The organism is Stenotrophomonas sp. YJH_SMC_73 (genome assembly GCF_059370155.1).
On sequence record NZ_JCAFTJ010000001.1, the window covers coordinates 430,050 to 456,090 of the forward strand.

The 26,041-nt window shown below is 66.6% G+C and carries 19 protein-coding genes and 1 riboswitch; of the genes, 7 read left to right on the forward strand and 12 right to left on the reverse strand.

The window, feature by feature from the left end:
• Positions 1-30: 30 nt before the first annotated feature.
• The 9 genes from leuB to ilvC form a co-directional block, all read right to left on the reverse strand.
• Entirely contained in the window at positions 31-1,092 is a 1,062-nt protein-coding gene (gene leuB / locus AC5P8R_RS01935) for a 3-isopropylmalate dehydrogenase (RefSeq protein WP_329890605.1), read from the reverse strand.
• The gene (gene leuD, locus AC5P8R_RS01940) at positions 1,082-1,660 is read right to left on the reverse strand and encodes a 3-isopropylmalate dehydratase small subunit (protein WP_005410953.1); all 579 of its coding nucleotides are present in this window, start codon (positions 1,658-1,660) and stop codon (positions 1,082-1,084) included. Before leuD ends, leuB begins: the two co-directional genes overlap by 11 nt.
• A complete protein-coding gene (leuC, locus tag AC5P8R_RS01945) occupies positions 1,660-3,078 on the reverse strand; it encodes a 3-isopropylmalate dehydratase large subunit (RefSeq protein ID WP_032958185.1) in 1,419 nt (472 codons plus the stop codon). The genes leuD and leuC overlap by 1 nt, the downstream gene beginning before the upstream one ends.
• Before the next feature lie 60 nt (positions 3,079-3,138).
• Complete coding sequence (locus AC5P8R_RS01950) at positions 3,139-3,918, reverse strand: class I SAM-dependent methyltransferase (RefSeq protein ID WP_014648338.1); 780 nt, start codon at positions 3,916-3,918, stop codon at positions 3,139-3,141.
• Positions 3,919-3,928: 10 nt separating this feature from the next.
• Positions 3,929-5,515 (reverse strand): 2-isopropylmalate synthase, encoded by a 1,587-nt coding sequence (locus AC5P8R_RS01955; RefSeq protein ID WP_134967015.1) that lies wholly within the window; start codon positions 5,513-5,515, stop codon positions 3,929-3,931.
• A complete protein-coding gene (locus AC5P8R_RS01960; RefSeq protein WP_014648336.1) occupies positions 5,512-6,603 on the reverse strand; it encodes a threonine dehydratase in 1,092 nt (363 codons plus the stop codon). Before AC5P8R_RS01960 ends, AC5P8R_RS01955 begins: the two co-directional genes overlap by 4 nt.
• 96 nt (positions 6,604-6,699) lie before the next feature.
• Entirely contained in the window at positions 6,700-6,951 is a 252-nt protein-coding gene (locus tag AC5P8R_RS01965) for an ACT domain-containing protein (protein ID WP_014648335.1), read from the reverse strand.
• Positions 6,935-8,671: an acetolactate synthase 2 catalytic subunit gene (gene ilvG, locus AC5P8R_RS01970; RefSeq protein WP_014648334.1), complete on the reverse strand. Its 1,737-nt coding sequence runs from the start codon at positions 8,669-8,671 to the stop codon at positions 6,935-6,937. Before ilvG ends, AC5P8R_RS01965 begins: the two co-directional genes overlap by 17 nt.
• Positions 8,672-8,710: 39 nt before the next feature.
• The gene (gene ilvC, locus AC5P8R_RS01975) at positions 8,711-9,685 is read right to left on the reverse strand and encodes a ketol-acid reductoisomerase (RefSeq protein ID WP_014648333.1); all 975 of its coding nucleotides are present in this window, start codon (positions 9,683-9,685) and stop codon (positions 8,711-8,713) included.
• Between the two features lie 688 nt (positions 9,686-10,373).
• Here ilvC and ggt point away from each other — a divergent pair.
• Complete coding sequence (ggt, locus tag AC5P8R_RS01980) at positions 10,374-12,092, forward strand: gamma-glutamyltransferase (RefSeq protein ID WP_169412634.1); 1,719 nt, start codon at positions 10,374-10,376, stop codon at positions 12,090-12,092.
• A 563-nt stretch (positions 12,093-12,655) separates the two neighbouring features.
• Here the strand turns inward: ggt and AC5P8R_RS01985 are convergent.
• A complete protein-coding gene (locus AC5P8R_RS01985; RefSeq protein WP_014038399.1) occupies positions 12,656-14,233 on the reverse strand; it encodes a BCCT family transporter in 1,578 nt (525 codons plus the stop codon).
• A gap of 253 nt (positions 14,234-14,486) precedes the next feature.
• Positions 14,487-14,587, forward strand: a riboswitch (TPP riboswitch).
• Between the two features lie 82 nt (positions 14,588-14,669).
• On the opposite strand from AC5P8R_RS01985, the gene thiC reads away from it, so the two are divergent.
• The 6 genes from thiC (at position 14,670) to AC5P8R_RS02015 (ending at position 24,156) form a co-directional block, all read left to right on the forward strand.
• Positions 14,670-16,514 carry a phosphomethylpyrimidine synthase ThiC gene (gene thiC, locus AC5P8R_RS01990; protein WP_329890645.1) on the forward strand — a complete coding sequence of 615 codons (1,845 nt, stop codon included), beginning with the start codon at positions 14,670-14,672 and terminating at the stop codon, positions 16,512-16,514.
• Positions 16,515-16,607: 93 nt separating this feature from the next.
• On the forward strand, positions 16,608-17,279 hold the full coding sequence (locus tag AC5P8R_RS01995) for an ion channel (RefSeq protein WP_014648329.1): 672 nt from the start codon (positions 16,608-16,610) through the stop codon (positions 17,277-17,279).
• 259 nt (positions 17,280-17,538) lie between these two features.
• Positions 17,539-19,863 (forward strand): winged helix-turn-helix domain-containing protein, encoded by a 2,325-nt coding sequence (locus AC5P8R_RS02000; protein ID WP_014648328.1) that lies wholly within the window; start codon positions 17,539-17,541, stop codon positions 19,861-19,863.
• 115 nt (positions 19,864-19,978) lie between these two features.
• Positions 19,979-20,878 (forward strand): helix-turn-helix transcriptional regulator, encoded by a 900-nt coding sequence (locus AC5P8R_RS02005; protein ID WP_032955994.1) that lies wholly within the window; start codon positions 19,979-19,981, stop codon positions 20,876-20,878.
• A gap of 49 nt (positions 20,879-20,927) precedes the next feature.
• Entirely contained in the window at positions 20,928-23,777 is a 2,850-nt protein-coding gene (locus AC5P8R_RS02010) for a TonB-dependent receptor plug domain-containing protein (protein WP_014648326.1), read from the forward strand.
• 169 nt (positions 23,778-23,946) lie between these two features.
• Complete coding sequence (locus tag AC5P8R_RS02015; RefSeq protein ID WP_014648325.1) at positions 23,947-24,156, forward strand: hypothetical protein; 210 nt, start codon at positions 23,947-23,949, stop codon at positions 24,154-24,156.
• A 59-nt stretch (positions 24,157-24,215) separates the two neighbouring features.
• On the opposite strand, the gene AC5P8R_RS02020 is transcribed toward AC5P8R_RS02015, so the two are convergent.
• Both AC5P8R_RS02020 and ppa read right to left on the reverse strand, forming a co-directional pair.
• Positions 24,216-25,337: an HDOD domain-containing protein gene (locus AC5P8R_RS02020; RefSeq protein ID WP_014038392.1), complete on the reverse strand. Its 1,122-nt coding sequence runs from the start codon at positions 25,335-25,337 to the stop codon at positions 24,216-24,218.
• A 152-nt stretch (positions 25,338-25,489) separates the two neighbouring features.
• Positions 25,490-26,026, reverse strand: a complete 537-nt coding sequence (ppa, locus tag AC5P8R_RS02025; protein ID WP_005410935.1) for an inorganic diphosphatase — start codon at positions 26,024-26,026, stop codon at positions 25,490-25,492.
• Positions 26,027-26,041 lie beyond the last annotated feature (15 nt).

Sequence of the window (26,041 nt, forward strand, 5' to 3'; positions counted from 1 at the left end):
AGGCGCCACGCATGGAGTGGCGCCATCGGATCAGTTGAGTTTGGCCAGCACCGCATCCGTGGCGGCGGCGGTACTCACGGCCTGGCCCTTGGCGGCCAGGTCGGCAGTGAACACCCCATCATCCAGCACCGCGTGCACCGCCGCTTCCACTGCTGCGGCTTCGGCTTCCAGCCCCAGCGAATGGCGCAGCAGCATCGCCGCGCTGAAGATCGTCGCGTAGGGATTGGCGATGCCCTTGCCGGCGATGTCCGGGGCCGAACCGTGGATCGGTTCGTAGATGCCGACCGCACCCGGCTCACCCAGCGAGGCCGAGGGCAGCAGGCCGAGCGAGCCGGCCAGCATCGAGGCTTCGTCGGTGAGGATGTCGCCGAACATGTTCTCGGTGACGATCACGTCGTACTCGCGCGGCTTGGCCAGCAGGTGCATGGCCATCGAATCGACCAGCTGGTGCTCCAGCGCCACCTCCGGGAACTCCTCGCGGCCGATGCGCGCGGCCACGTCGCGCCACAGGCGCGAGGTTTCCAACACGTTGGCCTTGTCCACCGAGGTGACCTTGCCACGCCGCTGCCGGGCCAGGCGGAAGGCACTGCGCAGCACGCGCTCGATCTCGGCCACGGTGTAGCGGCACAGGTCGCTGGCACTGTCGGCATCGCGGGTCTTGTCGCCGAAGTAGATGCCGCCGGTCAGTTCGCGCACCACCACGAAGTCCACACCCTGCAGCAGCTCGGCCTTGATCGGCGAGGCGTGCAGCGCGGCCTCATGGGTGCGCACCGGGCGCAGGTTGGCGTACAGGCCCAGCGCCTTGCGGATCGCCAGCAGGCCCTGTTCCGGACGCACCTTGGCGTTCGGGTCGGACCACTTCGGGCCACCGACTGCGCCCAGCAGCACCGCGCTGGCGGCCTGGCAGGCGGCCAGGGTCGACGCCGGCAGCGGTTCGCCGTGGCGGTCGATGGCGATGCCACCGATGTCGTGCTCGCTGAAGGTGAAGGTGTGGTTGAAGCGTTTGGCGACGGCCTTCAGGACGGCGACTGCCGCGGCGGCCACTTCCGGGCCGATGCCATCACCGGGCAGGACAACAATTTCAGCGTGCATGCTCACTCTCGTAACGTTCGATTTCAGGGACACGGCCCAACAGATACCCCAACTGGTCGACACCTTCCAGCAGGCAGGTCTGCGAGAAGCCGTCCAGCGGGAAGGAATAGACGCGGCCGTCCGGCGTGCGCAGTTCGCGCGCGGCCACGTCGATGGTCAGCTCATCATCCGGGCGCTGCATCAGCGCCTGCACGTCGGCCTCGTCCAGCACGATCGGCAGCAGGCCGTTCTTCAGCGAGTTGCCACGGAAGATGTCGGCGATCTCGCTGCTGACGATGGCGCGCAGGCCCAGGTCGGTCAGCGCCCACGGTGCATGTTCGCGCGACGAGCCGCAGCCGAAGTTGCGACCCGCCAGCAGGATGCTGCGGCCGGCGTTGTGCGGCTGGTTGAAGGCGAAGTCGGCCACCGGTGAACCGTCGGCCTGCCAGCGCCAGTCATTGAAGGCGTTGCGGCCCAGGCCGGCGCGTTCGGTGGTGGACAGGAACCGCGCCGGGATGATCTGGTCGGTGTCGATGTTGGTCTGGCGCAGCACCACGCTGGCCGAGGTCAAGGTGCGGAAACCGGCCATCACGCCACCTCCTGTGCGAACAGCTCGCGGGTGTCGGCGACATGCCCGTTCACCGCGGCCCACGCCGCGCTCATCGGTGAGGCCAGCAGGGTGCGCGAACCGGGACCCTGGCGGCCTTCGAAATTGCGGTTGCTGGTGCTCACGGCCAGCTGCCCGGGCGCGACCAGATCACCATTCATGGCGATGCACATCGAGCAGCCCGGCTCGCGCCATTCGGCACCGGCCGCGCGCACGATCTCATGGATGCCTTCGGCCTCGGCCTCTCGCTTGACGATCTCCGAGCCCGGCACCACCAGCATGCGCACCCGGTCGGCGACGCGACGACCGCGCAGCACCTGCGCCACCTCACGCATGTCACTCAGGCGGCCGTTGGTGCAGGAACCGACGAATACCACGTCCACCGGCGTTCCGGCCAGCGCCTTGCCGGCCTGGAAATGCATGTAGTCCAGGCCCTTCTGTGCGGCGGCATCGTTGGCGGCCGGAATCGGCGCATCCACCGCGATGGCGGTACCCGGGTGGGTGCCCCAGGTCAGGGTCGGGCGGATATCGGCGGCGTCGATGTGCACTTCGCTGTCGAAGCGCGCGCCGTCATCACTGCGCAGCTGCTGCCAGCGCGCCACCGCAGCCTCGAAATCGGCGCCCTTTGGGCCGCGCGGGGTGTTGGCGACGAAGTCGAAGGTGACCTGGTCCGGCGCCACCATACCGGCACGCGCACCCGCTTCGATCGACATGTTGCACAGGGTCATGCGCTGTTCCATGTCCATCGCTTCGATGGTGCTGCCGCGGAACTCGATCACGTGGCCGGTGCCGCCATTGACGCCGATCACGCCGATGATGTGCAGGACCACGTCCTTGGCGCCGACACCCGGTGCCAGCGGCCCATCGACGGTGATCGCCAGCGTCTTCGCCTTGCGCTGCAGCAGGCATTGCGTGGCCAGCACGTGGCCGACCTCGCTGGTGCCGATGCCGAACGCCAGCGAACCGAAGGCACCGTGGGTGGAGGTGTGGCTGTCGCCGCAGACGATGGTCATGCCTGGCTGGGTGAAGCCCTGCTCGGGCGCGATCACGTGGACGATGCCGCGGTTGTCCGACGCCATGTCGAACAGCTCGATGCCGTGCTCGGCGCAGTTGCGCGCCAGCGTGGCGACCTGTGCCTCGGAGGCGGCGCTGGCATAGGGCAGCGTGCCGTCCGCGGCGGCCGGTAGGGTCGGCGTGGAGTGGTCCATCGTCGCCTTGGTGCGGTCCGGCCGGCGCGGCGACAAGCCGCGTTCGCGCAGTTCGGTGAAGGCCTGCGGCGAGGTCACCTCGTGGATCAGGTGCAGGTCGATGTACAGCACGGCGGGCGCGCTGTCGGATTCGGGAACCACCACGTGGGCGTCCCACAGTTTGTCGTACAGGGTGCGGGGTGCGGAAGTCATGCGTATGCCTGGCAGAAGTACGAAATAGCGAACATCAGTAAGGAAAGCGGAACGGTCAAGTCAGCGACGGCGGGCGAGCACACGCAGGCGCACGTAGTCGGCCAGCGGCTGGCCAGATGCGTCACGCGGCAGCTCGGCCAGCAGTGCGGTGGCCGCCTCGCGCACGGTGGCGCGGGCCTCGGCCGGCAGGTCGTCCAGCAGCGGTGCGGCGAATACCCGCAGCCAGCCGGCCACGCCGGTCGGCAGTGCGGTCGGGCGCGGCGTGCACTCGATCAGTTGCACCTGGAAGCCATGCTGGCGCAGGCGATCGGCGTAGGCATCGGCCGTCGGGAAGTACCACCGGAAGGTGCTGGCGCCATGCCCGTGGGCCACGCGCGCGGCCTGCACGGCCGCGATGATCGTGGCCACGTTGCCGTGGCCGCCGAACTCGGCGACGAAGCGGCCACCGGGGCGCAGGGCGCGGCGCACGCCTTCCAGTACGCGGTCCGGAGTCGTCATCCAATGCAGTGCCGCATTGCTGAACACCGCATCGAACTCGCTGTCGAACGACAGTGCGTGGCCGTCCATCAGCTGGGCGTCGACGCCGCGCGCACGGGCGGCGATCACCAGTTCCGGCGAGGCATCCACGCCGTGGATGCGCGCACCGCTCAGGGCCAGTTCGGTGCTGAGTACGCCATCGCCACAGCCCAGGTCGAGGATGCGCTCACCGGCGCGCGGGTCGAGCAGGCGCGATACCGCACCGCCGAGCAGCGGCACGAAGCCGGCATCGATCGCATAGTCCTGGGCGTTCCACTGCTGGCCAGCGGCGCTGGCCGGGGTGGGGGTGTCGAAGGCGCTCATGGTGGGATCCTCAGGCGGTGGCGGAAGCGGGAACGTCGGTGCTGCTGTGGACGGCGGCCTGACGCTGGCGCAGCAGGCGGTTGGCCACATCCAGCCAAGCCAGCGCGGAGGCTTCGATGATGTCCTTGCTGGTGCCGGTGCCGTCGTACTCCACGCCGTCATGGCGCACACTCAGGTTGGCTTCACCGCGCGCATCGGCGCCGATGCCGACGCTGTGCACGTGGTAGCTGTCCAGCATCAGCTGCACACCGGTGGCGGCCGACAGCGCGCCGAACAGCGCATCGACCGGGCCGTCGCCCTGCGCGGTCTCGGCCACGCGGTTGCCATCCGGGTCGGACAGTTCGACCAGCGCGTTGGCGCGGCTGCCGACGTCGCTGATGGTCATCGAGGCCAGGCGGTAGCCCTGCGCGTTGGAGCCGCCCTGCATCAACGTCTGCAGGTCGGCATCGGTGACCACGCGCTGCTGTTCGCACAGGCCCTTGAACTGCTCGAACACCAGCTTCAGTTCGTCTTCGTCCAGCCAGAAGCCCAACGCACGCAGGCGCGCTTCGACGGCGGCGCGGCCACTGTGGCGGCCCAGCACCATCTGCGAATCTTCCCAGCCCACGTCTTCCGGACGCATGATTTCGTAGGTGCCGCGGTGGCGCAGCATGCCGTGCTGGTGGATGCCCGATTCATGGGCGAACGCGTTGGCACCGACGATGGCCTTGTTGCGCTGTACCGGCATGCCGACCAGACGCTGCAGCAGCTGCGAAGTGCCGACGATGCGCGGGGTGTTGATCGAACTGTCCTGTTCGTAGAAGGCCTGGCGGACCTTCAGCACCATCGCGATCTCTTCCAGCGAACAGTTGCCGGCGCGCTCGCCGATGCCGTTGATGGTGCACTCGACCTGGCGTGCACCGCCTTCGATGGCGGCCAGCGAGTTGGCCACCGCCAGGCCCAGGTCGTTGTGGCAGTGCGCGCTGAAGATCACGTTGGCCGCGTTCGGCACGTCGGCGACCCCGGCGATGACCTGCTGGAACATCGCGCGGATTTCTTCCGGCGTGGTGAAGCCGACGGTGTCGGGCAGGTTGATGGTGGTGGCGCCGGCGGCAATCGCCACGCGCGAAACCTCGATCAGGTAGTCCAGCTCGGTGCGGGTGGCATCCTCGGCCGAGAACTCGACGTCATCGATGTAGGAACGGGCCAACGAGACGTGCTTGCGTACCGACTCCAGCACCTGCTCGCGGGTCATCCGCAGCTTGTGCTCGCGGTGCAGCGGGCTGGTCGACAGGAACACGTGCAGGCGCGGGTTGGCTGCCGCTTCCAGTGCACGTGCGGAGGTCTCGATATCGGCCTGCAGGCAGCGCGACAGCACCGCCAGGCTCAGGCTCGGGCGACGCAGCTCGCGGCCGATCAGCGCCATCGCCTCGCGGTCGGATTGCGAGCTGGCCGGGAAGCCCGTCTCGATGATGTCCACGCCCAGTTCGTCCAGCGCACGCGCCATCACCAGCTTCTGCGGCGGGCTCATGCTGCAGCCGGGGGACTGCTCGCCGTCACGCAGGGTGGTGTCGAAGATGCGGATGCGCGGGGTGGTAATTCGTTCGATGGTGGTCACAGGGAAATCTCCTCGACAGCGGGTGCGACGGCTTGCAGGGGGGAAGGGGAAGAGGCGGGGGAGGCGAGGGCGCTGGCCTTGGTCGGCGAGCGCGGGGTTTCGCTGCGCCGTCGCCGCGGTTTGCGTGGCGGGCGCGGACGGATGTCGGTGAGCAGGCCGGCCAGGACACCGGCATCGATGTTGCCGCCGGACACCACCGCACACTTGCGGCGGCCGGCGACGCGGCGGCCGGCCGCCAGCGCCAACGCGCCCGCGCCCTCGGCGATGATGTGTTCCTCCAGCGCAAGCCGGACCAGCGTTTCGCGCAGTTCGGCCTCGCGCACGATCACCACATCGTCCAGCAGCGAGGTGCACAGGCGGCGGGTCAGGAAGCCGGGAATCTTCACCCGCACGCCGTCGGCCAGAGAGGCAACCGGGGCGATCTCGCGCACGTCGCCGCGGATCGCACGTGTCATCGAATCGACGCCTTCCACCTGCGCGCCAATCACGCGCACGCCCTGCGATTTCAGCGCCAGTGCAACGCCGGAGGCCAGTCCACCGCCGCCGATCGGCACGATCACCACGTCCGGCGCGTGTGCGGCCAGCTCGATGCCGACCGTGCCCTGGCCCGCGATCACATCGGCGTCGTCGAACGCGGACAGGAAGCGGTAGCCGTGTCGCTGTGCCAGTTCGACCGCGAAGGCGTAGGCCTCGTCGTAGCTGGTGCCGTGCTGGCGAACGGTCGCGCCCCAGTGGGCGACGCCGGCGATCTTGGTGGCCGGTGCGCCATGCGGCATCACGGTGATGGCCGGCACGTCCAGGCGGTAGGCCGCCCACGCCACGCCCTGGGCATGGTTGCCGGCCGAGGCGCAGATCACCGGCCGGGTATCGCCGCGCTCGCGGCCGGCCAGCAGCGCGTTCAACGCGCCGCGTACCTTGTAGGACCCGGTGCGCTGCAGGTTCTCCAGCTTCAGCCAGGTGCCGAAGCGCTCGGCATGGTGCAGCGGGGTAGGCGGCAGGAAGCGGCGCAGCCGGGCCTGCGCCGCCAGTACGTCGGCGACGCTTACGTCGCCGACATCGCTTTCCTGGCTGGCATCAGCGGCCGGCATGGGCCACCAGCGCGGTGCGGGCGACCGCCGCATGCGGGCACGGGCGGCGAAGAAGACGCCTCCGTACCGGCACCGTGGTCACTACGGTACGGGTGTTCATACGGATGCTCCTTCCACGGCAGTGACCTGCACGGACACGCAGTCGTAGATCTTCTCGATCTGCCGGCACAGCGTTTCCGCCGGGCGCTGGCCATCCACCACCAGCTGCAGGTGCCAGCGGCCATCGTCGTCGGCCACCGGCGCACCGCTGATCGCGCGCGGTGCGAAGCCGCGGCGTTCGGCCATGCCGATCACGCGCAGCAGCGCGCCTTCGGCCGGGTGCAGCACCAGGTCAAGCCGGTATTGCATTGGGGGTCTCCTGGCGGGCATGGGCGGGGTTGCTTTCCAGCATCGTGCTGTTGGCGGTGTTCGGCGGCACCAGTGGCCACACGTTGGCACGTGCATCGATGGCCACGTGCAGCAGGGCCGGGCCCGGTTCGGCCAGCAGCGCGGCCAGGCCGCCTTCCACGTCGTCGCGGTTGTCGATGCGGGTGGCGGCGATGCCGAACACCTGTGCCAGCGCCACGAAGTCCGGGTTGTCGGACAGGTCGATCTCGCTGTAACGCTCGGCGAAGAACAGTTCCTGCCACTGCCGCACCATGCCCAGCGAACTGTTGTCCAGCAGCACGATCTTCACCGGCAGGCGGCAACGCGCGATGGTCGCCAGCTCCTGCACGTTCATCATGAAGCTGCCGTCGCCGGACACCAGCACCACGGTGCGCTCCGGGCATGCGAACTGCGCACCCATCGCCGCCGGCAGGCCGAAGCCCATGGTGCCCAGCGCGCCACTGGTCAGGTGGTTGCGCGGGTGGTTGAAGCGGCAGTGCTGCGCCACCCACATCTGGTGCTGGCCGACATCGCAGGCGATCACCGCATCGGCCGGGGCCAGCTCGCTCAGGCGCTTCAGCAGCGCCGGGGCGTAGATGTGCTGGCCCGGTGCGTCGTAGCGTGCCGAGAAGCGGTCGCGGTGCTGCGCGCAACGCCTGCGCCACGCGTCCTGATGGGCCTTGGGGGAGGGGAAGGCCGCACGCAGGGCACGGATGGCATGGCCGACGTTGCCAGGCACGGCGACATCGGCGCTGCGCAGCTTGGAGATCTCGTAGGCGTCGGCATCGATATGGACGACGCGGGCGAACGGTGCGAACTCGGCCAGCTTGCCGGTGGCGCGGTCGTCGAAGCGTGCACCCAGCACCAGCAGCAGGTCGCTTTCCTGCACCGCCATGTTGGCCGCGCGGGTACCGTGCATGCCCAGCATGCCCAGTGACTGCGGATGGCTGGCCGGCAGCGCGCCCAGGCCACGCAGGGTCATCACGGTGGGGATGGCGCTGGCTTCGACGAAGTCGCGCAGGTCCTGCACCGCATCGCCCAGCGCGATGCCGCCACCGGCGTAGACCACCGGCTTCTCGGCGGCTGCCAGTGCGGCGATGGCTTCGGCGATGGCCGCTTCGGCCGGCGCAGGTGGCGGCTCGACGCTGCTCGGCACGTGCGCCGGCAGGTGGCTGGCATCGGCCAGCTGCACGTCCTTGGGCAGGTCGATCAGCACCGGGCCGGGCCGGCCCTCGCGGGCGACGCGGAAGGCATCGGCGACCACGCGCGGCAGGTCGTCGACGCTGCGCACCAGCCAGCTGTGCTTGACGATCGGCATGGTCAGGCCGAACACATCCAGTTCCTGGAAAGCGTCAGTACCCAGCAGCGGCGTGGCGACCTGGCCGGTGATGCAGACCATCGGCACCGAATCCAGCATCGCATCGGCAATGCCGGTGACCAGGTTGGAGGCGCCCGGGCCGGAGGTGGCCACGCAGACGCCGACCTGGCCGCTGGCGCGGGCGAATCCATTCGCCGCCAGTGCGGCACCCTGCTCGTGGCGCACCAGGATGTGCTTCAGCGACGAATCCACCAGCGCGTCGTAGAACGGCATGATGGTGCCGCCGGGATAGCCGAACAGCGTGCGGATGCCTTCGGCTTCCAGCGCCTGGGTCAGCCAGCGCGCGCCGTTGGGCGGCGCGCTGCGGTGTGTGGAAGAGTTCATGGGGGAACCTTGCAAAGCGGGTGGGGGAGGGCCGCGCGGTTACGCGGCCTGTCCTTGCAACCAGACCATCTTGGCGCGCAGTTCCTTGCCCACCTTCTCGATCGGGTGCTCCAGGTCGGCCTGCTTGAACCGGTTGTAGTTCGGCAGGCCCGCTTCGTACTCGGCCACCCAGTTCTTGGTGAAGGTGCCGTCCTGGATGTCCTTCAGCACTTCCTTCATGCGCGCCTTGGTGCCGGCGTCGATCACCCGCGGGCCGCTGACGTAGTCCCCGTACTGCGCGGTCTCGGAGATGAATTCCAGCATGCGCGAGATACCGCCTTCATAGAACAGGTCGACGATCAGCTTCAGTTCGTGCAGCACTTCGTAGTAGGCGATCTCCGGCTGGTAGCCCGCTTCGACCAGGGTCTCGAAACCGGCCTGCACCAGTGCCGAGGCACCGCCGCACAGCACCGCCTGCTCGCCGAACAGGTCGGTCTCGGTCTCTTCCTTGAAGGTGGTCTGGATCAGGTTGGCGCGTGCACCGCCGAGGCCGGCCGCATAGGCCAGTGCGTACTCGGCCGCCTTGCCGCTCTTGTCCTGGTAGACCGCCCAGATGCAGGGCACGCCACGGCCGATCTCGTACTCGCGGCGCACCAGCGCGCCCGGGCCCTTGGGCGCAACCAGCACCACGTCCAGGTCGTCGCGCGGCCTGATCATGTCGAAGTGCACGTTCAGGCCGTGCGCGAACAGCAGCACCGCACCCTGCTTCATGTTCGGCGCCAGCACGTCGTCGTAGAGCTTCTTCTGCACCATGTCCGGGGTCAGCACGGCGACCAGGTCCGCATCCTTCACCGCGTCGGCCGGTGCTTTCACGGTGAAGCCGTCGGCCTGTGCCTTGACTTCGGTCGGGCCGCCCGGACGCAGGCCTACCACCACGTCGAAGCCGGATTCGCGCAGGTTCAGTGCGTGGGCGCGGCCCTGGCTGCCGTAGCCGATGACGGCGATCTTGGTCTGGGGCAGGTCGTTGGTGCTCATGGGGGAGGTTCCTTGCGGTGGGAAGAAAAAAAGAACGGCCGGTCGTCGAGGTGACGTACCGGCCGGTCAGGGGAAAGCGGTGGAGGAGGCACCATGCGCCGCGCAGGCACAGCCACCACGAGGCGTGGCGGCGGTGTGGGTCCGGGTTTTGCGTTGGGCGTTGTGCATGGTGGTTGCGTCTGAAACCAGGTTCTGAAATGAAAAAACCCGCACCGGGGCGGGTGCGGGTTTTTGAAGAGTTCCGGTGTATTCGTTGCTTACACGCTGGCTCGTCCCGCACCTGTTGGTTGGGTAATAAGTACGAGCACAAGAATCGAACGCAGCGAGGCGGCGCCGATGTCGGCGGCTTCGTTGTGGGTTCGCGGTGGCGTGTTGTGATGCAACATGTGATCGAGAGAAACACAGCCGTTTTGGCGATGTCAACCCTCGCGACGGAATTCTTGTTGGTTTCCGTTGCATCCGGCGCAATCGCCTGTGGCACAAGGATGGTTGCCGCTGAAAGTGTTTCGGTGAACCGGAATTCACTCCTTTCAGGACGGTTTTTGCGCGGAATCCGGCGGATCCTCGCCTTGCTGGGTGCGGACCTTGCACACCCACCCCAGGACCAACGTCCATGACCTCTGCCCGATACCCCAGGATGGCCGCAGCGGCGAAGATCGGGGGACCACCCTTCCATCGGAACCCGACCGTGTCCCGACGCCTTGCCCGTTCCCTGCTGGCCGCCGCTGTACTGGCCGCTGTGCCCGCACTGTCTTCGGCCGCCGACCGCATCACCGGCCACACCTTTGCCACCCGTTCGGAGGTGATCGCCCCGCATGCGATGGCCGCTACCTCGCAGCCGCTGGCCACCCAGATTGCACTGGACGTGATGAAAGGGGGAGGCTCGGCGGTGGACGCGGCGATCGCCGCCAACGCCGCGCTTGGCCTGATGGAGCCGACCGGCAACGGCATCGGTGGCGACCTGTTCGCCATCGTCTGGGACCCGAAGACGCAGAAGCTCTACGGCTACAACGGTTCGGGGCGCTCGCCGAAGTCGCTGACCCTGGCCGAGTTCCAGCGACGTGGCCTGAAGGACATCCCGGCCACCGGCCCGCTGCCGGTCTCCGTGCCCGGCGCGGTCGACGGCTGGTTCGCGCTGCACGACCGCTTCGGCCGCAAGCCGATGGCCGACAACCTGGCGCCGGCCATCCGCTACGCGCGCGAGGGCCATCCCGTCGCCGAGGTGATCGCCTACTACTGGGACCGCTCGGTGCCCAAGCTGTCGCAGTACCCGGGCTTCAAGGAGCAGTTCACGATCAACGGCCACGCCCCGCGCAAGGGCGAGATGTGGAAGAACCCGAACTTGGCCAGCACCCTGCAGCAGATTGCCGACGGCGGACGCGATGCCTTCTACAAGGGCGCCATTGCCCACACCATCGGCGATTACTTCAAGGCCAATGGTGGCTACCTGAGCTACCAGGACATGGCCGACCACCATGGTGAGTGGGTCGAACCGGTCAGCAGCAACTACCGTGGCTACGACGTGTGGGAGCTGCCGCCGAACAGCCAGGGCATCGCCGCGCTGCAGATCCTCAACGTGCTGGAAGGCTACGATTTCTCGAAGATCCCGTTCGGTTCACCCGAGCACGTGCACCTGTTCGTCGAAGCGAAGAAGCTGGCCTTCGCCGACCGTGCACGCTTCTACGCCGACATGGCGTTCCAGCCGGCGCCGGTGCAGAAGCTCATCTCCAAGGAGTACGCCGCGCAGCGCCGCGCGCTGATTTCGATGGACAAGGCGTTGAAGGAAGTGCAGCCGGGCACGCCGAAGCAGCTGGAGGAGGGCGACACGATCTACATGACCGTGGCCGACGCCGACGGCATGATGGTTTCGCTGATCCAGTCCAACTACCGTGGCATGGGCAGCGGCATGGCACCGCCCGGTCTGGGTTTCATCCTGCAGGACCGTGGCGAGATGTTCGTGCTGCAGAAGAACCATCCCAACGGCTACGCGCCGGGCAAGCGTCCATTCCAGACCATCATTCCGGGGTTCATCACCAAGGGCGGCAAGCCGTATGCCAGCTTCGGCGTGATGGGCGGCGCGATGCAGCCGCAGGGCCATGCGCAGATCGTGATGAACCTGGTGGATTTCGGGATGAACCTGCAGGAAGCCGGTGATGCGCCGCGCATCCAGCACGAAGGCTCGACTGAACCGACGGGTCAGGCCACGGCGATGACCGATGGCGGCGAAGTGAATCTGGAAACCGGCTTCCCCTACGAGACGGTGCGTGCGCTGATGCGCAAGGGGCATCGCATCGTGTTCGCCGATGGGCCTTATGGCGGGTACCAGGCGATCATGCGCGACCCCGAGAGCGGGGTTTATTACGGAGCTTCGGAGAGTCGCAAGGATGGGCAGGCGGCGGGGTACTGAGTTTCCCGGCCAACGGGCTGAGCCCCCTCTGCGGTGGGTTCAGAAGCGGAATAGCTTGTTGGGCCGGGTGGGTAGGCTGTTCGGGGGACGCCGCAAGTACGTCCTTGTAGGCTTGGCAGCCGCATCCATGCGGCTGACACCCCCGCCCAGCCCACCCACCCGGCCTCTGACAGTTTTCTGCGGCCGCCACCGCAGGAAGAAAAAAGAAGATCAAAAGCAACAGCAACAGCAACAGCAACAGCAACAGCAACAGCCGCGTGCTGATGGTTGGGGTCGGATCCGTTTTCCGCAGGAAAACGGATCCGACCCCTTCTTGTTTTCCGATACACATCTTCCACGCAAAGCGTGGAAAACCAACCGTCACCGGAAATCTGTCGGGCGTGGGGCGGTGTGGGTGGGCAGGACCGTTGGCGCCATGGATGGCGCCATCGAGCCCCCAAGGATGGGTTCACGGCGTGTCCTGCCCACCCACACCGCCCCGCCAAACCCTCAGCATCCCAGAGCCGGTTTAGACGTTGCCGTTGCTTGAAAAAGGCAGTGCAGCCGCAGGCTGCAAAACATCCTCAATCCGAATCCTGCGCGCGCGCCGCCTCGGCCTGGGTCTCCTCCTGCGCCGCCATCTCGCGCGCGATCCACGCATCGATCATGTGCCGCTGGCGCTGCGCCTGCCGCCGCTCACGCGTGTACTCCTGGTCGAGCACGCGGTACAGCGACACCATCACCAGCACCATCAGCAGCGCGAATGGCAACGCCGCAATCGTGATCATGCCCTGCAGTGCATCCAGGCCACCGGCCAGCAGCAAGGCCGCTGCGATCAACGCCACCGCAATGCCCCAGGCCAGCTTGCGCTTCAACGGAGGATCGCCAGCCTCGTCAGTGGACATGCTGGCCAGCACCAGTACCGCCGAGTCGGCCGAGGTCACGAAGAAGATCATCAGCAGTACCAGTGCGATGCACGACAGCAGCAGCGGCAGCGGCATGCTGTCGAACAACGTGAACAACACCGTCTCATATCCATTGCCCAGCGCCTGCACCAGATCGGCATGGCCGAAGATCTGTGCCCACAAGGCCGTTCCACCGAAAACGGCGAACCAGAAGAAACCCAGCAGCGTCGGCGCGAGCACCACGCCGATCACGAACTCGCGCACGCTGCGGCCGCGCGAGATGCGTGCGATGAACGACCCCACGAACGGTGCCCACGAGATCCACCAGGCCCAGTAGAAGATTGTCCAGTCCGCCACCCAGGTGCTGCCGGAGAACGGTGACATGCGCAGGCTCATCGTCACCAGCTGGTTGAGGTAGGAGCCCAGCGTGGTGGTGAACGTATCGAAGATGAATCCGGTCGGCCCCAGCACCAGCAGGATGGCGGCCAGCAGGGCAGCCAACGCCAGGTTGAAATTGGACAGCCACTTCACACCTCGCTCCACGCCACTGGCGGTGGACGCCATATACAGCACGAAGGCGACGGCAATGATGGTCATCTGCACTGCGACGGTAGCCTGCACGCCGAACACGCGCTCGATGCCGGCGGCGATCTGGATGGTGCCGAAGCCCAGCGTAGTCGCGACACCGATCGCGGTGGCGACGACTGCAGCGATGTTGACCACCCTACCGATCCAGCCGCGATGGTGGCGGCCGATGATCGGCTGCAGCATGTCGCTGACCAGGCCGCGGCCGTTGCGATTGAACTGGAACCAGGCCATTGCCAGCCCGATCAGCGCATAGATGGCCCACGGGTGCAGGCCCCAGTGGAAGAATGCATAGCGCATCGAGGCGCGTGCCGCATCCAGGCTCTGCGGAGCAAGCCCTTCCGGTGGCTTGCTGAAGTGCGAAATGGGCTCGGCGGCGCCCCAGAACACCAGGCCGATGCCCATGCCGGCGGCGAACAGCATCGACATCCAGCTGGCTCGCGAGAACTCGGGCTCGGCGTCTTCGCCACCGATGCGCAGGTTGCCGAAGCGACCGAAAGCCAGGTACATCAGGAACACCAGGGCCAGGAATACCACCAGCAGGTACAGCCAGCCGACGCTGCGGATGACTTCTGCCAGCATCGACTGCACCACGGCATTGAAGGGGCCTGGTGCAATACCGGCAAGCAGCACCAGCAGCAGAACCAGTGCGATGGAAACGCGAAACACCATGAAGGAGCTTCTCCGATCAAGGGATTGAGGGGAGCGAGCAGAGCTTGCAGCGAAGGACCGGCGGCATGCAGCGCGAACCGGGCAGGGGCCGCGTCGGCGGCGAAGGAGGCATCGGTCGCTGGAGGGCGACGGACGTGCACGTTACTGAACGCGACGTCATGGTTCTGTTAACGAACAGCGATCCGGATCAGATCCGCTTTCCACAGGAAAGCGGATCTGACCGCGGGGGCGGGCGGTCTATGCTCTAATGCGCACCAAGAAGCGGGGGTACCGGGCCATGTGGCCACGGTTGAGACAGTCCCTTGGAACCTGATCCGGCTCATACCGGCGTAGGGAAGCTTTGCAATGCAGCCGTGCCCGGACTCCGCCCAAGGACCGTCCGTGCGCGGGTGCCGTGCGCCGCCGCTTCGTCCCTGACCTTCCTGGACGATGCCCGATGAACGCACAGCTCTCCGCCCTGCAGCAACAGGCCCAGCAACTCTCCGAATCCGTGACCCGGCCCATTCCCGGCTCGCGCAAGATCCACGTACCCGGTTCGCGTCCGGATCTGCAGGTGCCGATGCGCGAGATCGCGTTGACCCGCACGCCGACGCTGTTCGGCGGCGAGGAGAATGCACCGGTCACGGTCTACGATACGTCGGGCCCGTACACCGATCCGGACGCGCGTATCGATCTGTCCGCGGGCCTGCCGGCGCTGCGTCGTGGCTGGGTGGAGGAGCGCGGCGATACCGAACAGCTCGACGGCCTGAGTTCGTCGTTTGGCCGCGATCGCGAGCACGACCCGAAGCTCGATGCTGTGCGCTTCCCCACACGCAGCCTGCCGCGCCGTGCACGTGCAGGCGCGAACGTCACCCAGATGCACTATGCGCGCCGCGGCATCATCACGCCGGAAATGGAATTCGTCGCCATCCGCGAAAACCAGCGGCTGGACGCGATCCGCGATGCCGGCCTGCTGCAGCAGCACCCGGGCGAGGCGTTCGGCGCCTCGATCCAGAAGATCATCACGCCGGAGTTCGTGCGCGATGAAATCGCGCGCGGCCGCGCGGTGCTGCCCAACAACATCAACCACCCGGAAAGCGAGCCGATGATCATCGGCCGCAACTTCCTGACCAAGATCAACGCCAACATCGGCAACAGCGCGGTGTCCTCGGGCATTGCCGAAGAGGTGGAGAAACTGGTGTGGGCGATCCGCTGGGGTGGTGACACCGTGATGGACCTGTCCACCGGCAAGCACATCCACGAAACCCGCGAGTGGATCATCCGCAACTCGCCGGTGGCGATCGGTACCGTGCCGATCTACCAGGCGCTGGAGAAGGTCGACGGCCGCGCCGAAGCGCTCACCTGGGAGATCTTCCGCGACACGCTGATCGAGCAGGCCGAGCAGGGCGTGGACTACTTCACCATCCACGCCGGCGTGCTGCTGCGCTACGTGCCGCTCACCGCCAAGCGCGTGACCGGGATCGTCAGCCGTGGTGGTTCGATCATGGCCAAGTGGTGCCTGGCGCACCACAGGGAGAATTTCCTCTACACGCACTTCGAAGACATCTGCGAGATCATGAAGGCCTATGACGTGACCTTCTCGCTGGGTGACGGCCTGCGCCCGGGCTGCATCGCCGATGCCAACGACGCGGCGCAGTTCGGTGAGCTGGAGACGCTGGGTGAGCTCACCAAGATCGCCTGGAAGCATGATGTGCAGACCATGATCGAAGGCCCCGGCCACGTGCCGATGCAGCTGATCAAGGAGAACATGGACAAGCAGCTGCGTGAATGCGGCGAAGCGCCGTTCTACACGCTGGGGCCGCTGACCACCGACATCGCGCCGGGCTACGACCACATCACCAGCGCGATCGGTGCGGCGATGATCGGTTGGTTCGGCACGGCGATGCTCTGCTACGTGACGCCGAAGGAACACCTCGGCCTGCCCAATCGCCAGGACGTGCGTGACGGCATCATGGCCTACCGCATCGCCGCGCATGCGGCCGACCTGGCCAAGGGCCATCCGGGCGCGCAGGTACGTGACAACGCACTGAGCAAGGCGCGCTTCGAGTTCCGCTGGGAAGACCAGTTCCACCTTGGCCTGGATCCGGAGAAGGCCAGGGAGTTCCATGACGAAACGCTGCCGAAGGATGCGCACAAGCTGTCGCACTTCTGCTCGATGTGCGGCCCGCACTTCTGTTCGATGAAGATCACCCAGGATGTGCGTGACTACGCCGAGGCCGGCATGAAGGAGAAGTCGGAGGAGTTCCTCGCCGCGGGTGCCGAGGTCTACCACCAGGGGTGATGCGCAGACGGTGGTGCCGGCCCGCGGCCGGCACTACCGCTCATCACGCCGCTCCCGGCTATCCTCCGCCCATCATCCCGGGGAAAGGACACCATGCCTGTTGCCATGACCACCCGTTGGCTGGCCATTGCCCGCCGGCATCCTTCGGCCTGGTTGCTGGGCGCGCAGCTGCTGGCGGTGCTGCTGTATCCCGCGCTGGATGACACCGCCGCCGGCCGCGCGGCACTGGGCATGTTCGGCATGGCGGTACTCGGCCTGGCGCTGTGGGTGGTCCAGCGCAGCCCGCTGGGCACCTGGCTGGCGCTGTTGCTGGCCATTCCCTCGGTGGTGTTCTCGTTGGCAGGTGCATTGCTCGAGCGCACCGCATTGCTGACCACCGCGCAGGTGCTGGAGAGCCTGCTGTACTTCTACACGGCTGGCGCCCTGATTGCCTACATGCTCCAGGACCACAAGGTCACCCGCGACGAACTGTTCGCGGCTGGCGCAACCTTCACCCTGCTGGCGTGGGCGTTCGCCTTCGCGTTCGCGGTGTGCCAGCAGTGGTATCCGGGCAGTTTCCAGGGCACCGGCGGGCAGGCGCAGCGCAGTTGGATGGAGCTGCTTTATCTCAGCTTCAGCTTGCTGTCTGGAGTCGGCTTGAGTGATGTCGTGCCGCTTCATCCACAGGCACGAGCACTGGTCATGCTGGAGCAGTTTTCCGGCGTGATGTACGTGGCTTTGGTGGTTTCGCGGCTGGTCGGATTGACCATGTTGCGGCGCATGTGAAAATGAACGCCAGATAAAAATTTCGCGCCCAAGAGGGCGCGAATGATGTCGCGAATTATGTGAATGCGTCGGCGAGAGAGAGCCTGATGTCGACCACGCGATAGGCGAGGTAACTTGCATAGGCTAGTATTCGCGCGCTCGATTGTTTTTGCGGTATGCGCCGATGCTTTGTGCGGAGTCTGGCTTTTCGCTGTTCCCAGGACGGGACCGTAACGAAGGCAAACACTGCCCGGGACCTGTCTCTACTGTGTAGCAGAAAATGAACAGCAGCGAAATACAGCCACCCGTGTCCGATCGGATACGGATAGGAGAGTGCATCGTCACTCTGTCCTCGCGCGAAGTCGAGGTCGTCGGTGCGCGTCGTCCGCGCCGGCTGACGCCGAAGGCGCTGGGCGTGCTGCGCGTGCTGCTGCGGCAGCCGGGCCGTGTGGTCACCCGCGACGAGTTGTTCGCCGAGGTGTGGCCGGACACGCTGCCGACCAACGATGTGCTGACCCAGGCCGTTACCCAGCTGCGCAAGGCGTTCAGCAACGACGACGACAGCGGCCAGGCCTACATCGAGACCATTGCCAAGACCGGCTATCGGCTTCTGGTGCCGGTACAGGCGCTGGACGATGCGGAGCCGTCGGCTGCGGGCTTGCCTGATGACGAAGGTGTGGACGTGCAGCCCGCACTCGCCGCCGCTGCGGTGCTGCCCGCGCGCGCGCAGGAATCGCGCCGCCGCTGGCGCCATGTCCGCCGCCGCGTGCTGCTGGCGCTGGGCGTGTTGATGCTGGCCACGCTGCTGGTGATGACCACGCTGCTGCTGCGCCGCGCACCGGCCAGCAGTTCGCCGGTGGAGGCCGCCGTGGAGAACGGCACGCGGGTGATCGGCAGCCCCCAGCGTCCCTATCGGTTGATCACCGCAACCAGCGGCTTTGAAACCTATCCCACGCTGTCACCGGATGGTTCGCTGGTGGCCTATGAAGGCGCCAACGAAGATGGCAACGGCGGTGGTGCGATCAAGGTACAGACCTCCGGCAACGCGCCGGCGCGCCAGTTGCTGGCGCCGCCGGCCGGTGCCGTCGATCGATTCCCGAACTGGTCGCCGGATGGTCGCGAAATTGCCTTCGCACGGTTCTCCGCCGACGGTGGCTGCCAGGTGCTGATCGCCAGCGCAACCGGTGGCGCCCTGCGCCAGGCCACGCGCTGCGATGGCACCGAGCTGCTCAGCTTCGACTGGACGCCCGATGGTCGCGGCCTGGTGTTCGGCAGCATGGTCGGGCGCTACGCGCACCGTGGCATCCGCGTGCTGGACCTGGCCAGTGGTCAGTGGCGCGCGCTGGCGTACAGCGTCGACCAGGACGACTTCGACTACGCACCGCGTTACTCGCCCGATGGGCAATGGCTGGTGTTCGTGCGCAATCCGCAGCTGGGCGATCTGTGGCGGGTGCCGGCCGCGGGCGGTACGCCCGAGCAGTTGACCAACGAGGCGGCAGAGCTGCGCGGATGGGCCTGGCTGGACGATGGCCGCACCATCGTGTTCGGTCGCCGCGTCGACAGCGAGGCGCGGCTCTATTATCTGGACGTCGAGCGGCACACGCTGCGCGATGCCGGCCTGGATGATGCGCAGTGGCCCGCCGTGTCGCGACGTGGCGGGATGCTGGCCTTCGTCCACCGGCGCGCGCAGTTCGGCGTGTTCAAGGTGCCGGTGCAGGGCAGCGGCGCGCCCGAACGCCTGTTTGCATCCAGTGGCCGCGATGGGCAGCCGATGGCAGCGCCGGATGGCCGCCAGCTGGTCTTCACCTCGGATCGCTCCGGCAGCTTCGCCCTGTGGTGGGCGGACATGCAGCGGCCGGATTCGCTGCGCCCCATTGAAGGGCTGCGGCCGGAAGCGCGGCAGGCACCGGACTGGTCGGCCGACAGCCGCCAGCTGCTCGTGGTCGGCCGCGACGCGCATGGGCGCACGGTGGTCTACGAGATCGCGCCACGCGATGAACGCCTGCAACCTTTGCCGGTCCCGGCCGAACAGCCGCTGCAGGCCCTGTATGGCGCGTCGCCGGAGCAGTTGTTTGTGGTCGAGCGCGATGCCGACCAGCGCACCCGGTTGAGTCTGTTCGACCGCAGCACCCAGCCCTGGCGCCGGTTGGCCAGCATCGAAGGGGTGTCGCAGGCGCGCTTCGACCGCAGCAGTGGCCGCGTGTTGTTCACCCGCCTGGCCGCAGGTGGCCTGTGGTCGGCCGACGCCGCGTTGTCGTCGGGCAGCGTGCAGCAGATCAGCGATGACCGGCCCAGCCGCTGGCGATACCGGGCCTGGACCGTGGCCGGCAACACTGGCGTCGGTTACCTCGGCACTTCGAGCACGTGTGGCACCACCTTCGTGCGCATCCTGCCCGGCCGCGCGGAGCCGGAACGCTGCCTAGATGCGGAACGGCTCAGCGCCGGCAACGGACTCAGCGCCAGCGCTGACGGGCGTGACCTGTTCGTGGCGATGGCGGTCAGCGATGGTGCCGACATCGGTGTGATGCGGTTGCCCGAACGCCCCCCCGCGCTGTTCCCGGCGTTCTCCAAGTTGTTGTTTTTCAGTGGAAATGGGCCTTCGTAATTTCTTCGTCTGGATCTCGTCGCGAATTCGTGGCGATCTCGTCGGACTTTCCTGACGCGGTGCCGCCTGATTAGGCAAAACGGAGTCCTGTACTAGGCAAATCCGTGGTGCCCCCATGCGTCAACTCTCGCTGGCCGATCGCGGCCAAACCGTCTCCCTGGACCGGTCGCTCGACGATGTCACGCCGACCTGCCTGGGCGTGGCCCGGCTGGGCAGCCTGCAGACCGCCGGCTCCAGCTTCACTGTCTGGATGCAGGTGCGTGGCAGTTCGTGGGTGGAGGCCAAGGAAGGGCGATTCCGCCTGCGCCAGGGCGAGTGGATCGCCTTCGAGAAGGAATCGCGGCCGTTGGTGCAGGCCGGTCGCAACGGGCTGTGCGTTGGCCTGAACCTGAACGTTGAAGCGCTTCGCGTGCTGACCGAGATGGCCGACTGTGGCCTGTATGCCGGTCGTGGCCGCATGAACCGCAGTGACGCCCGCGTTGCGCTGCGCTTGTGGCGCGATGCGCTGGCCAGCGGCCAGCCGGCCCAGGCCTTGCGTCCGTTGCTGCTGCACCTTGCTGGCCTGCAGCGTGGCCTGGCCGACAACGTGCAGCGCTGCCCGGGCCGCTCGCGCAGCCGCAAGCGCCAGGTGTTCGGCCGCATGCAGCGTGCGCGCCTCTATCTGGAAGGCAACAGCCACCGGGTGGTGCGCATCGGCGAACTGGCCGAACTGACCAACTTCTCCAGCTGGTACCTCTCCAAGACCTTCCAGAGCCTGTACGAGGAAAGCCCGCAGTCGCTTTCGGCACGACTGCGCCTCGAACGCGCCGCTGATCTGCTGCGCGACACCGACATGATGGTGGGCGAGGTCGCTGCCGCCAGCGGTTTCGACAACTGCTGCAGCTTCGCGCGTGCGTTCCGCGCCCGCTACGGCCAGTCCGCGTCGCGCTTCAGGGAGAACGGCGGCTTGCTCCCGCCACAATCTGCAAAGTCTCCGGTTGGTTCGCGCAAATACAGCGCTGCAACGCAATCGTAACGTGCTGGGGTGTTTTAACACGCTGCTAACACGTACCTTGGAGAGATAGATGAACGTTCGTAATCCCGCAGTGCGGTTCGGCTTGCTGCCGGCCGGCATTGCGCTGGCGCTGGCGCCGGCCTTTGCTTCGGCTCAGGAAGCAAAGGGCACCACCGACCTGGACCGCATTTCGGTCACCGGCTCGCGCATCCGCGGCGCCTCGGTGGAGACCCAGCAGCCGATCCTGACGATGACCCGCGAATCCTTGGAAAAGCAGGGCTTCTCGAGCGTCGCCGACGTGCTGAACAACCTGACCTCGGCCGGCTCCCCGGCCATCTCGCGTTCGGAGTCGCTGGCTTCGGGCGAGAACGTGGGCGGCTACTACGTCGACATCCGCAACCTGGGCGCCGAGCGCACCCTGGTGCTGATGAACGGCAAGCGCCTGGGCGCTTCGACCTCGGGTCTGCAGGACCTGAGCCAGATCCCGATGTCGGCCGTTGAGCGCATCGAGATCCTGAAGGACGGCGCCTCGTCGATCTACGGTTCCGACGCCATTGCCGGCGTGGTCAACGTGATCACCCGCAAGAACTTCGACGGCGGCGAAGCCAATGTGTACGTCGGCCAGTACGGCAAGGGCGACGGCGACAGCGAAACCTATTCGATGACCCTCGGTGCCCGCGGTGAGCGCGGCAGCCTGACCCTGTCGGCCGAGTACTCGAAGCAGGATCCGGTGTGGGCCAAGGACCGCTGGTACAGCCGTGACGGCTCGCTGGGTCCGAACTCCACCTCGGCTGATTGGAGCCCGATCAGCCAGAACGGCAGCTGGTGCAACCCGAAGCTGTACGACTGCAGCAAGTCGAGCGCGGTGTGGCAGACCCTGAACCCGGGTGGCAATCCGAAGAACCCGAACGACTACCACGCGATCACCGAAGACGAGTTCGCCAACTCGAACGAGCAGATGACCCTGCTGACCGGTGTGAAGCGCAAGTCGGTCTACATCAACGGCACCTACGACTTCACCGATTCGATCAGCCTGAACACCGACGTGCTCTACAACGAGCGCCAGACGTTCCAGCAGATCGCCGGCTATCCGTACCAGTCCGCTTCCAAGTCGATCAACACCCCGCTGTCGGCAGACAGCGCCTTCAACCCGGTTGGCCAGGACGTCAGCTTCCGCCGCCGCCTGTGGGAAGTGCCGCGTACCACTGACAGCCAGCTGAAGACCCTGCGCTTCGCTCCGACCCTGACCGGCTTCTTCGAGCTGGGTGGCAAGACCTTCGACTGGGATGTCGGCGCGCTGTGGAACCGCAACGAGTCGATCAAGAGCAACCGCGGTGACATGAGCCTGATCGGCGCGCGTCAGGCGCTGGGCCCGTCGTTCATCGATGCCGGTGGCGTTGCCCGCTGCGGCACCGCCGCCAACCCGATCCTGGGCGATTGCCGTCCGTGGAACCCGCTGCTGCCGTACGGCGTTGAGGGTCAGGGCTCGCTGGCGAACCAGGAGCTGCAGGACTTCCTGTTCCCGACCTTCACCACCCGTGGCGTCACCAAGACCACCAGCTTCACCGCCAACCTGTCGGGCGCCATCGTGACCCTGCCGGCCGGCGACCTGGGCTTCGCCCTGGGTGTCGAGCACCGCAAGGAAGAAGGCAGCTACGTGCCGGACGCCTTCGCACAGTCGGGCCAGTCCACCGGCCTGGGCCAGAAGCCGACCCGCGGCCAGTACGATCTGAACGAGGTCTACCTCGAACTGAACGTGCCGCTGCTGGCCGACATGGCCTTCGCCAAGGAACTGACCCTGAACGTTGCCAGCCGTTATTCGGACTACAGCAACTTCGGTGGCACCACCAACAGCAAGTTCGGCCTGACCTGGCGTCCGCTGGATGAACTGCTGGTCCGCGGCACCTACGCCGAGGGCTTCCGCGCTCCGACCATCAGCGACCTGTACGGTGGCCTGAGCTCGAGCTTCGAGTCCTACATCGATCCGTGCGGCGTGAAGGCTCCGGGCAGCGTTGCAGGCAATGCCGCGTGCTCCGGCGCAGGCGTGCCGGCCAACTACGTGCAGCTGGGCCAGGCAGGCAAGGAATGTTCGACCCTGCCGTGCCAGTCGGGTGACCAGTTCATCTCGGGTGCCAATCCGAACCTGAAGCCGGAAACCTCCAAGAGCACCACCTTCGGCCTGGTGTGGAGCCCGCGTTGGGTGCAGGGCCTGGACGTGTCGCTGGATTGGTACAAGTACGAAATCAGCGACATGATCATCGCTGACAGCGTCGACCGCATCCTGCGTGACTGCTACGTGCTGGGTAACGCTTCGCGCTGCTCGAGCGTGACCCGTGCGGCTGACGGCCACGTCAGTGCGATCACCTACGGCACCGCCAACCTCGGCAAGATGGAAACCCAGGGCTACGATCTGGGCATCAAGTACCGCCTGCCGGAACTGGCCATTGGTCAGTTCAGCATCGACTGGCAGACCAGCTACACCGCCAAGTACGACGAGCAGCGCCAGAACAGCGCGGGCGACAACATCATGGTCGGCCGCGTCAGCGAGCCGGGCCTGTTCCGCGTGCGTTCGAACCTGGGCGTCAACTGGCAGTACGGCGATTTCGGTGTGAACTACACCGCGCGCTACTACTCGGGCATGAAGGAAAGCTGCATCTCGCTGGCTGACGGCTGGTGCGATGCTCCGAACCACATGGCCAACGGTGAGACCGATCCGCTGCGTCACACCGGTTCCAACACCTTCCACGACCTGCAGGTCAGCTGGAAGGCGCCGTGGGATGCGACCATCGCCCTGGGCGCGAACAATGTGTTCGACCACAAGGGTGCCCTGCAGTACTCGGCTCCGAACTCGGCGTTCGCCTACTACGGCGGCTTCGACGTGGGTCGCTTCCTGTACATGAAGTACACCCAGCGCTTCTGATTCATCGAAGTGCGGTAGCAACAGAAGGAGGGCGGATCGCAAGGTCCGCCCTTTTTCTTGTAGGGGAATTCCGGAAATTGTTGGAAGGTGAGCGCAGTCACGGTCCCGTCGTGTCGTAATCAACACAGTCAGGAGGTCCACTACCGGACGCTTGCATGTGGAGAGGGATATGAAGAACACGTTGCTGCGGCAGGCATCGGCCGCTGCATTGATCTACGCAACGCTGGTGGGCGCGGTGTTCGCGCAGGGCCTCGGGGTCTGCGGCGGTGGGCTCTACTGCGAGGAGTTCCGCCAGCAGTGCCTGGCCAGTGGCAAGTCACCGGTCATCTGCGAGTCGCAGTACCGTCGCTGCGTGCAGGACGCCTGCGGTACCCGCTGACATGGAAAGGGCGCACCTTGTGGGTGCGCCCTCTGTCATCCGGACATCATGCAACGCGCTCAGGCGTCGCTGGGCACCAGTCCCATCAGCGCATTGGCGTGTTCGCGCCATTGCGGCAGTTTGTTCAGCACGCCTGCGCGCTGCAGGTAGTCCTCGTCCACCGGATCGCCATTGACCAGCGCCAGGGCCACGTGCACCGCACCGGTCACCCAGAAGCTGCGGGTGTTGGCGCGCTGCGGCTGCAGGTGGAAGGCCACCGCTTCGATGATCGGCATCGGCAGGCCCCACAGGCCCAGCAGGTAGGCGCCGGCCTCGGCATGGCCAGGGCGGGTGTCGCCGGCCAGCGAGGGCTCGCTGCGCTCGTTGCGCACACCCGGCAGCAGCAGGCCGATGTCGGCCAGCAGCGCGGCAGTCGCTCCCAGTTCGGCACTGGATTCGGGCAGCAGGCGTGCGGCGAGCCGCGAGGCCAGCAGTGCGCGCTGTTGCAGCGAGTTGCGCTCGGCGGCCGACAGCGTCGGTGCGGAGAACACTTCGCTGGCCAGCACCAGGTCACGCAGCGTGGCCAGGCCCAGCCGGGTCACGGCGGTGCGCAGGTCGGCAATGGTGCGGCCCTGGCTGAAGAAGGCGGAGTTCGACAGTTGCAGCACCTTGGCGGCGATCGCCGGATCGGCGGCGACCAGCTTGGCGACATCGGCACTGTCGGCGTCGTCGTCATGTTCCAGGGCCTGGGTCAGGCTCAGGTACAGGTGCGGCGGCGAGGGCAGTTTCTCGATACGGCCGATGGCATCGCGCAGGCGCGGGCTGTCCAGCACTTCGCGCAGTTCTTCCAGGCTGGTCAGTGCCTCCAGCAGCACTTCCGGCGCCAGCGGCAGCGGCAGGAAGCGGTGGGCGACACCAATGAGGCGCGCCGGCGGCGGCCGGTTGCCATGCTGCGCATCGACCAGCGCGATGCGGATGGTCTCCGGGCGCAAGGTCCGGATCTGCCCCAGCAGCGTGGTGGCATTGAGATCCGGCAATTGCGGGCAGACGATCACCGCGTCCACGCCCTGCGTGGCCACCGCGGTCATCGCGGCCTGGCCATCGGTGGCGGTCAACGGCTGCCAGTCTTCCCCAAGATCGGCAATGAATTCGGTCAGCTCGGCCGGCAGGCTGGCTGCATCCCCAACAAGCAGAATACGCACGACACATTCCCCTGGCTGTCTCGACGATGGATGTCGATGACGTGTGAAGTGACGCAATTTACCTAATACGGCAGCAAGAGTGATGTGCCGTCGTCATGAAACGTGACCCGCATCGCTCCGGCAGGGTACCGCCGGAGCGATCCGGTTCAGGCTCAGGCCTTGCTGTCGAGATGGCGCTGGTGCGCCTCGATCAGGATCTGCTTGGCCTCAGCGGCGCCGCCCCAACCGTCCAGCTTGACCCACTTGCCCTTCTCCAGGTCCTTGTAGTGCTCGAAGAAGTGGCCGATGCGCTCCAGCCAGTGGCTCGAGACCTGGGCGATGTCTTCGACGTGGGCGTAGCCGCTGAAGATCTTCGAGACCGGCACGGCCAGGATCTTCTCGTCGCTGCCCGCCTCGTCGCTCATCTTCAGCACGCCGACCGGACGGCAGCGCACGACCGAGCCCGGCACCAGCGGCAGCGGCAGCACCACCAGCACGTCGGCCGGATCGCCGTCGCCGCACAGCGTGCTCGGCACGTAGCCGTAGTTGCACGGGTAGCGCATCGGGGTGGAGAGGATGCGGTCGACGAAGATCGCGCCGGTTTCCTTGTCCACTTCGTACTTCACCGGCTCCGAGTCCTTCGGGATCTCGATGATGACGTTGATTTCTTCCGGCGGGTTCTTGCCGGGCGAGACGAGTTCCAGACCCATGGTGTGCTCCAGGTG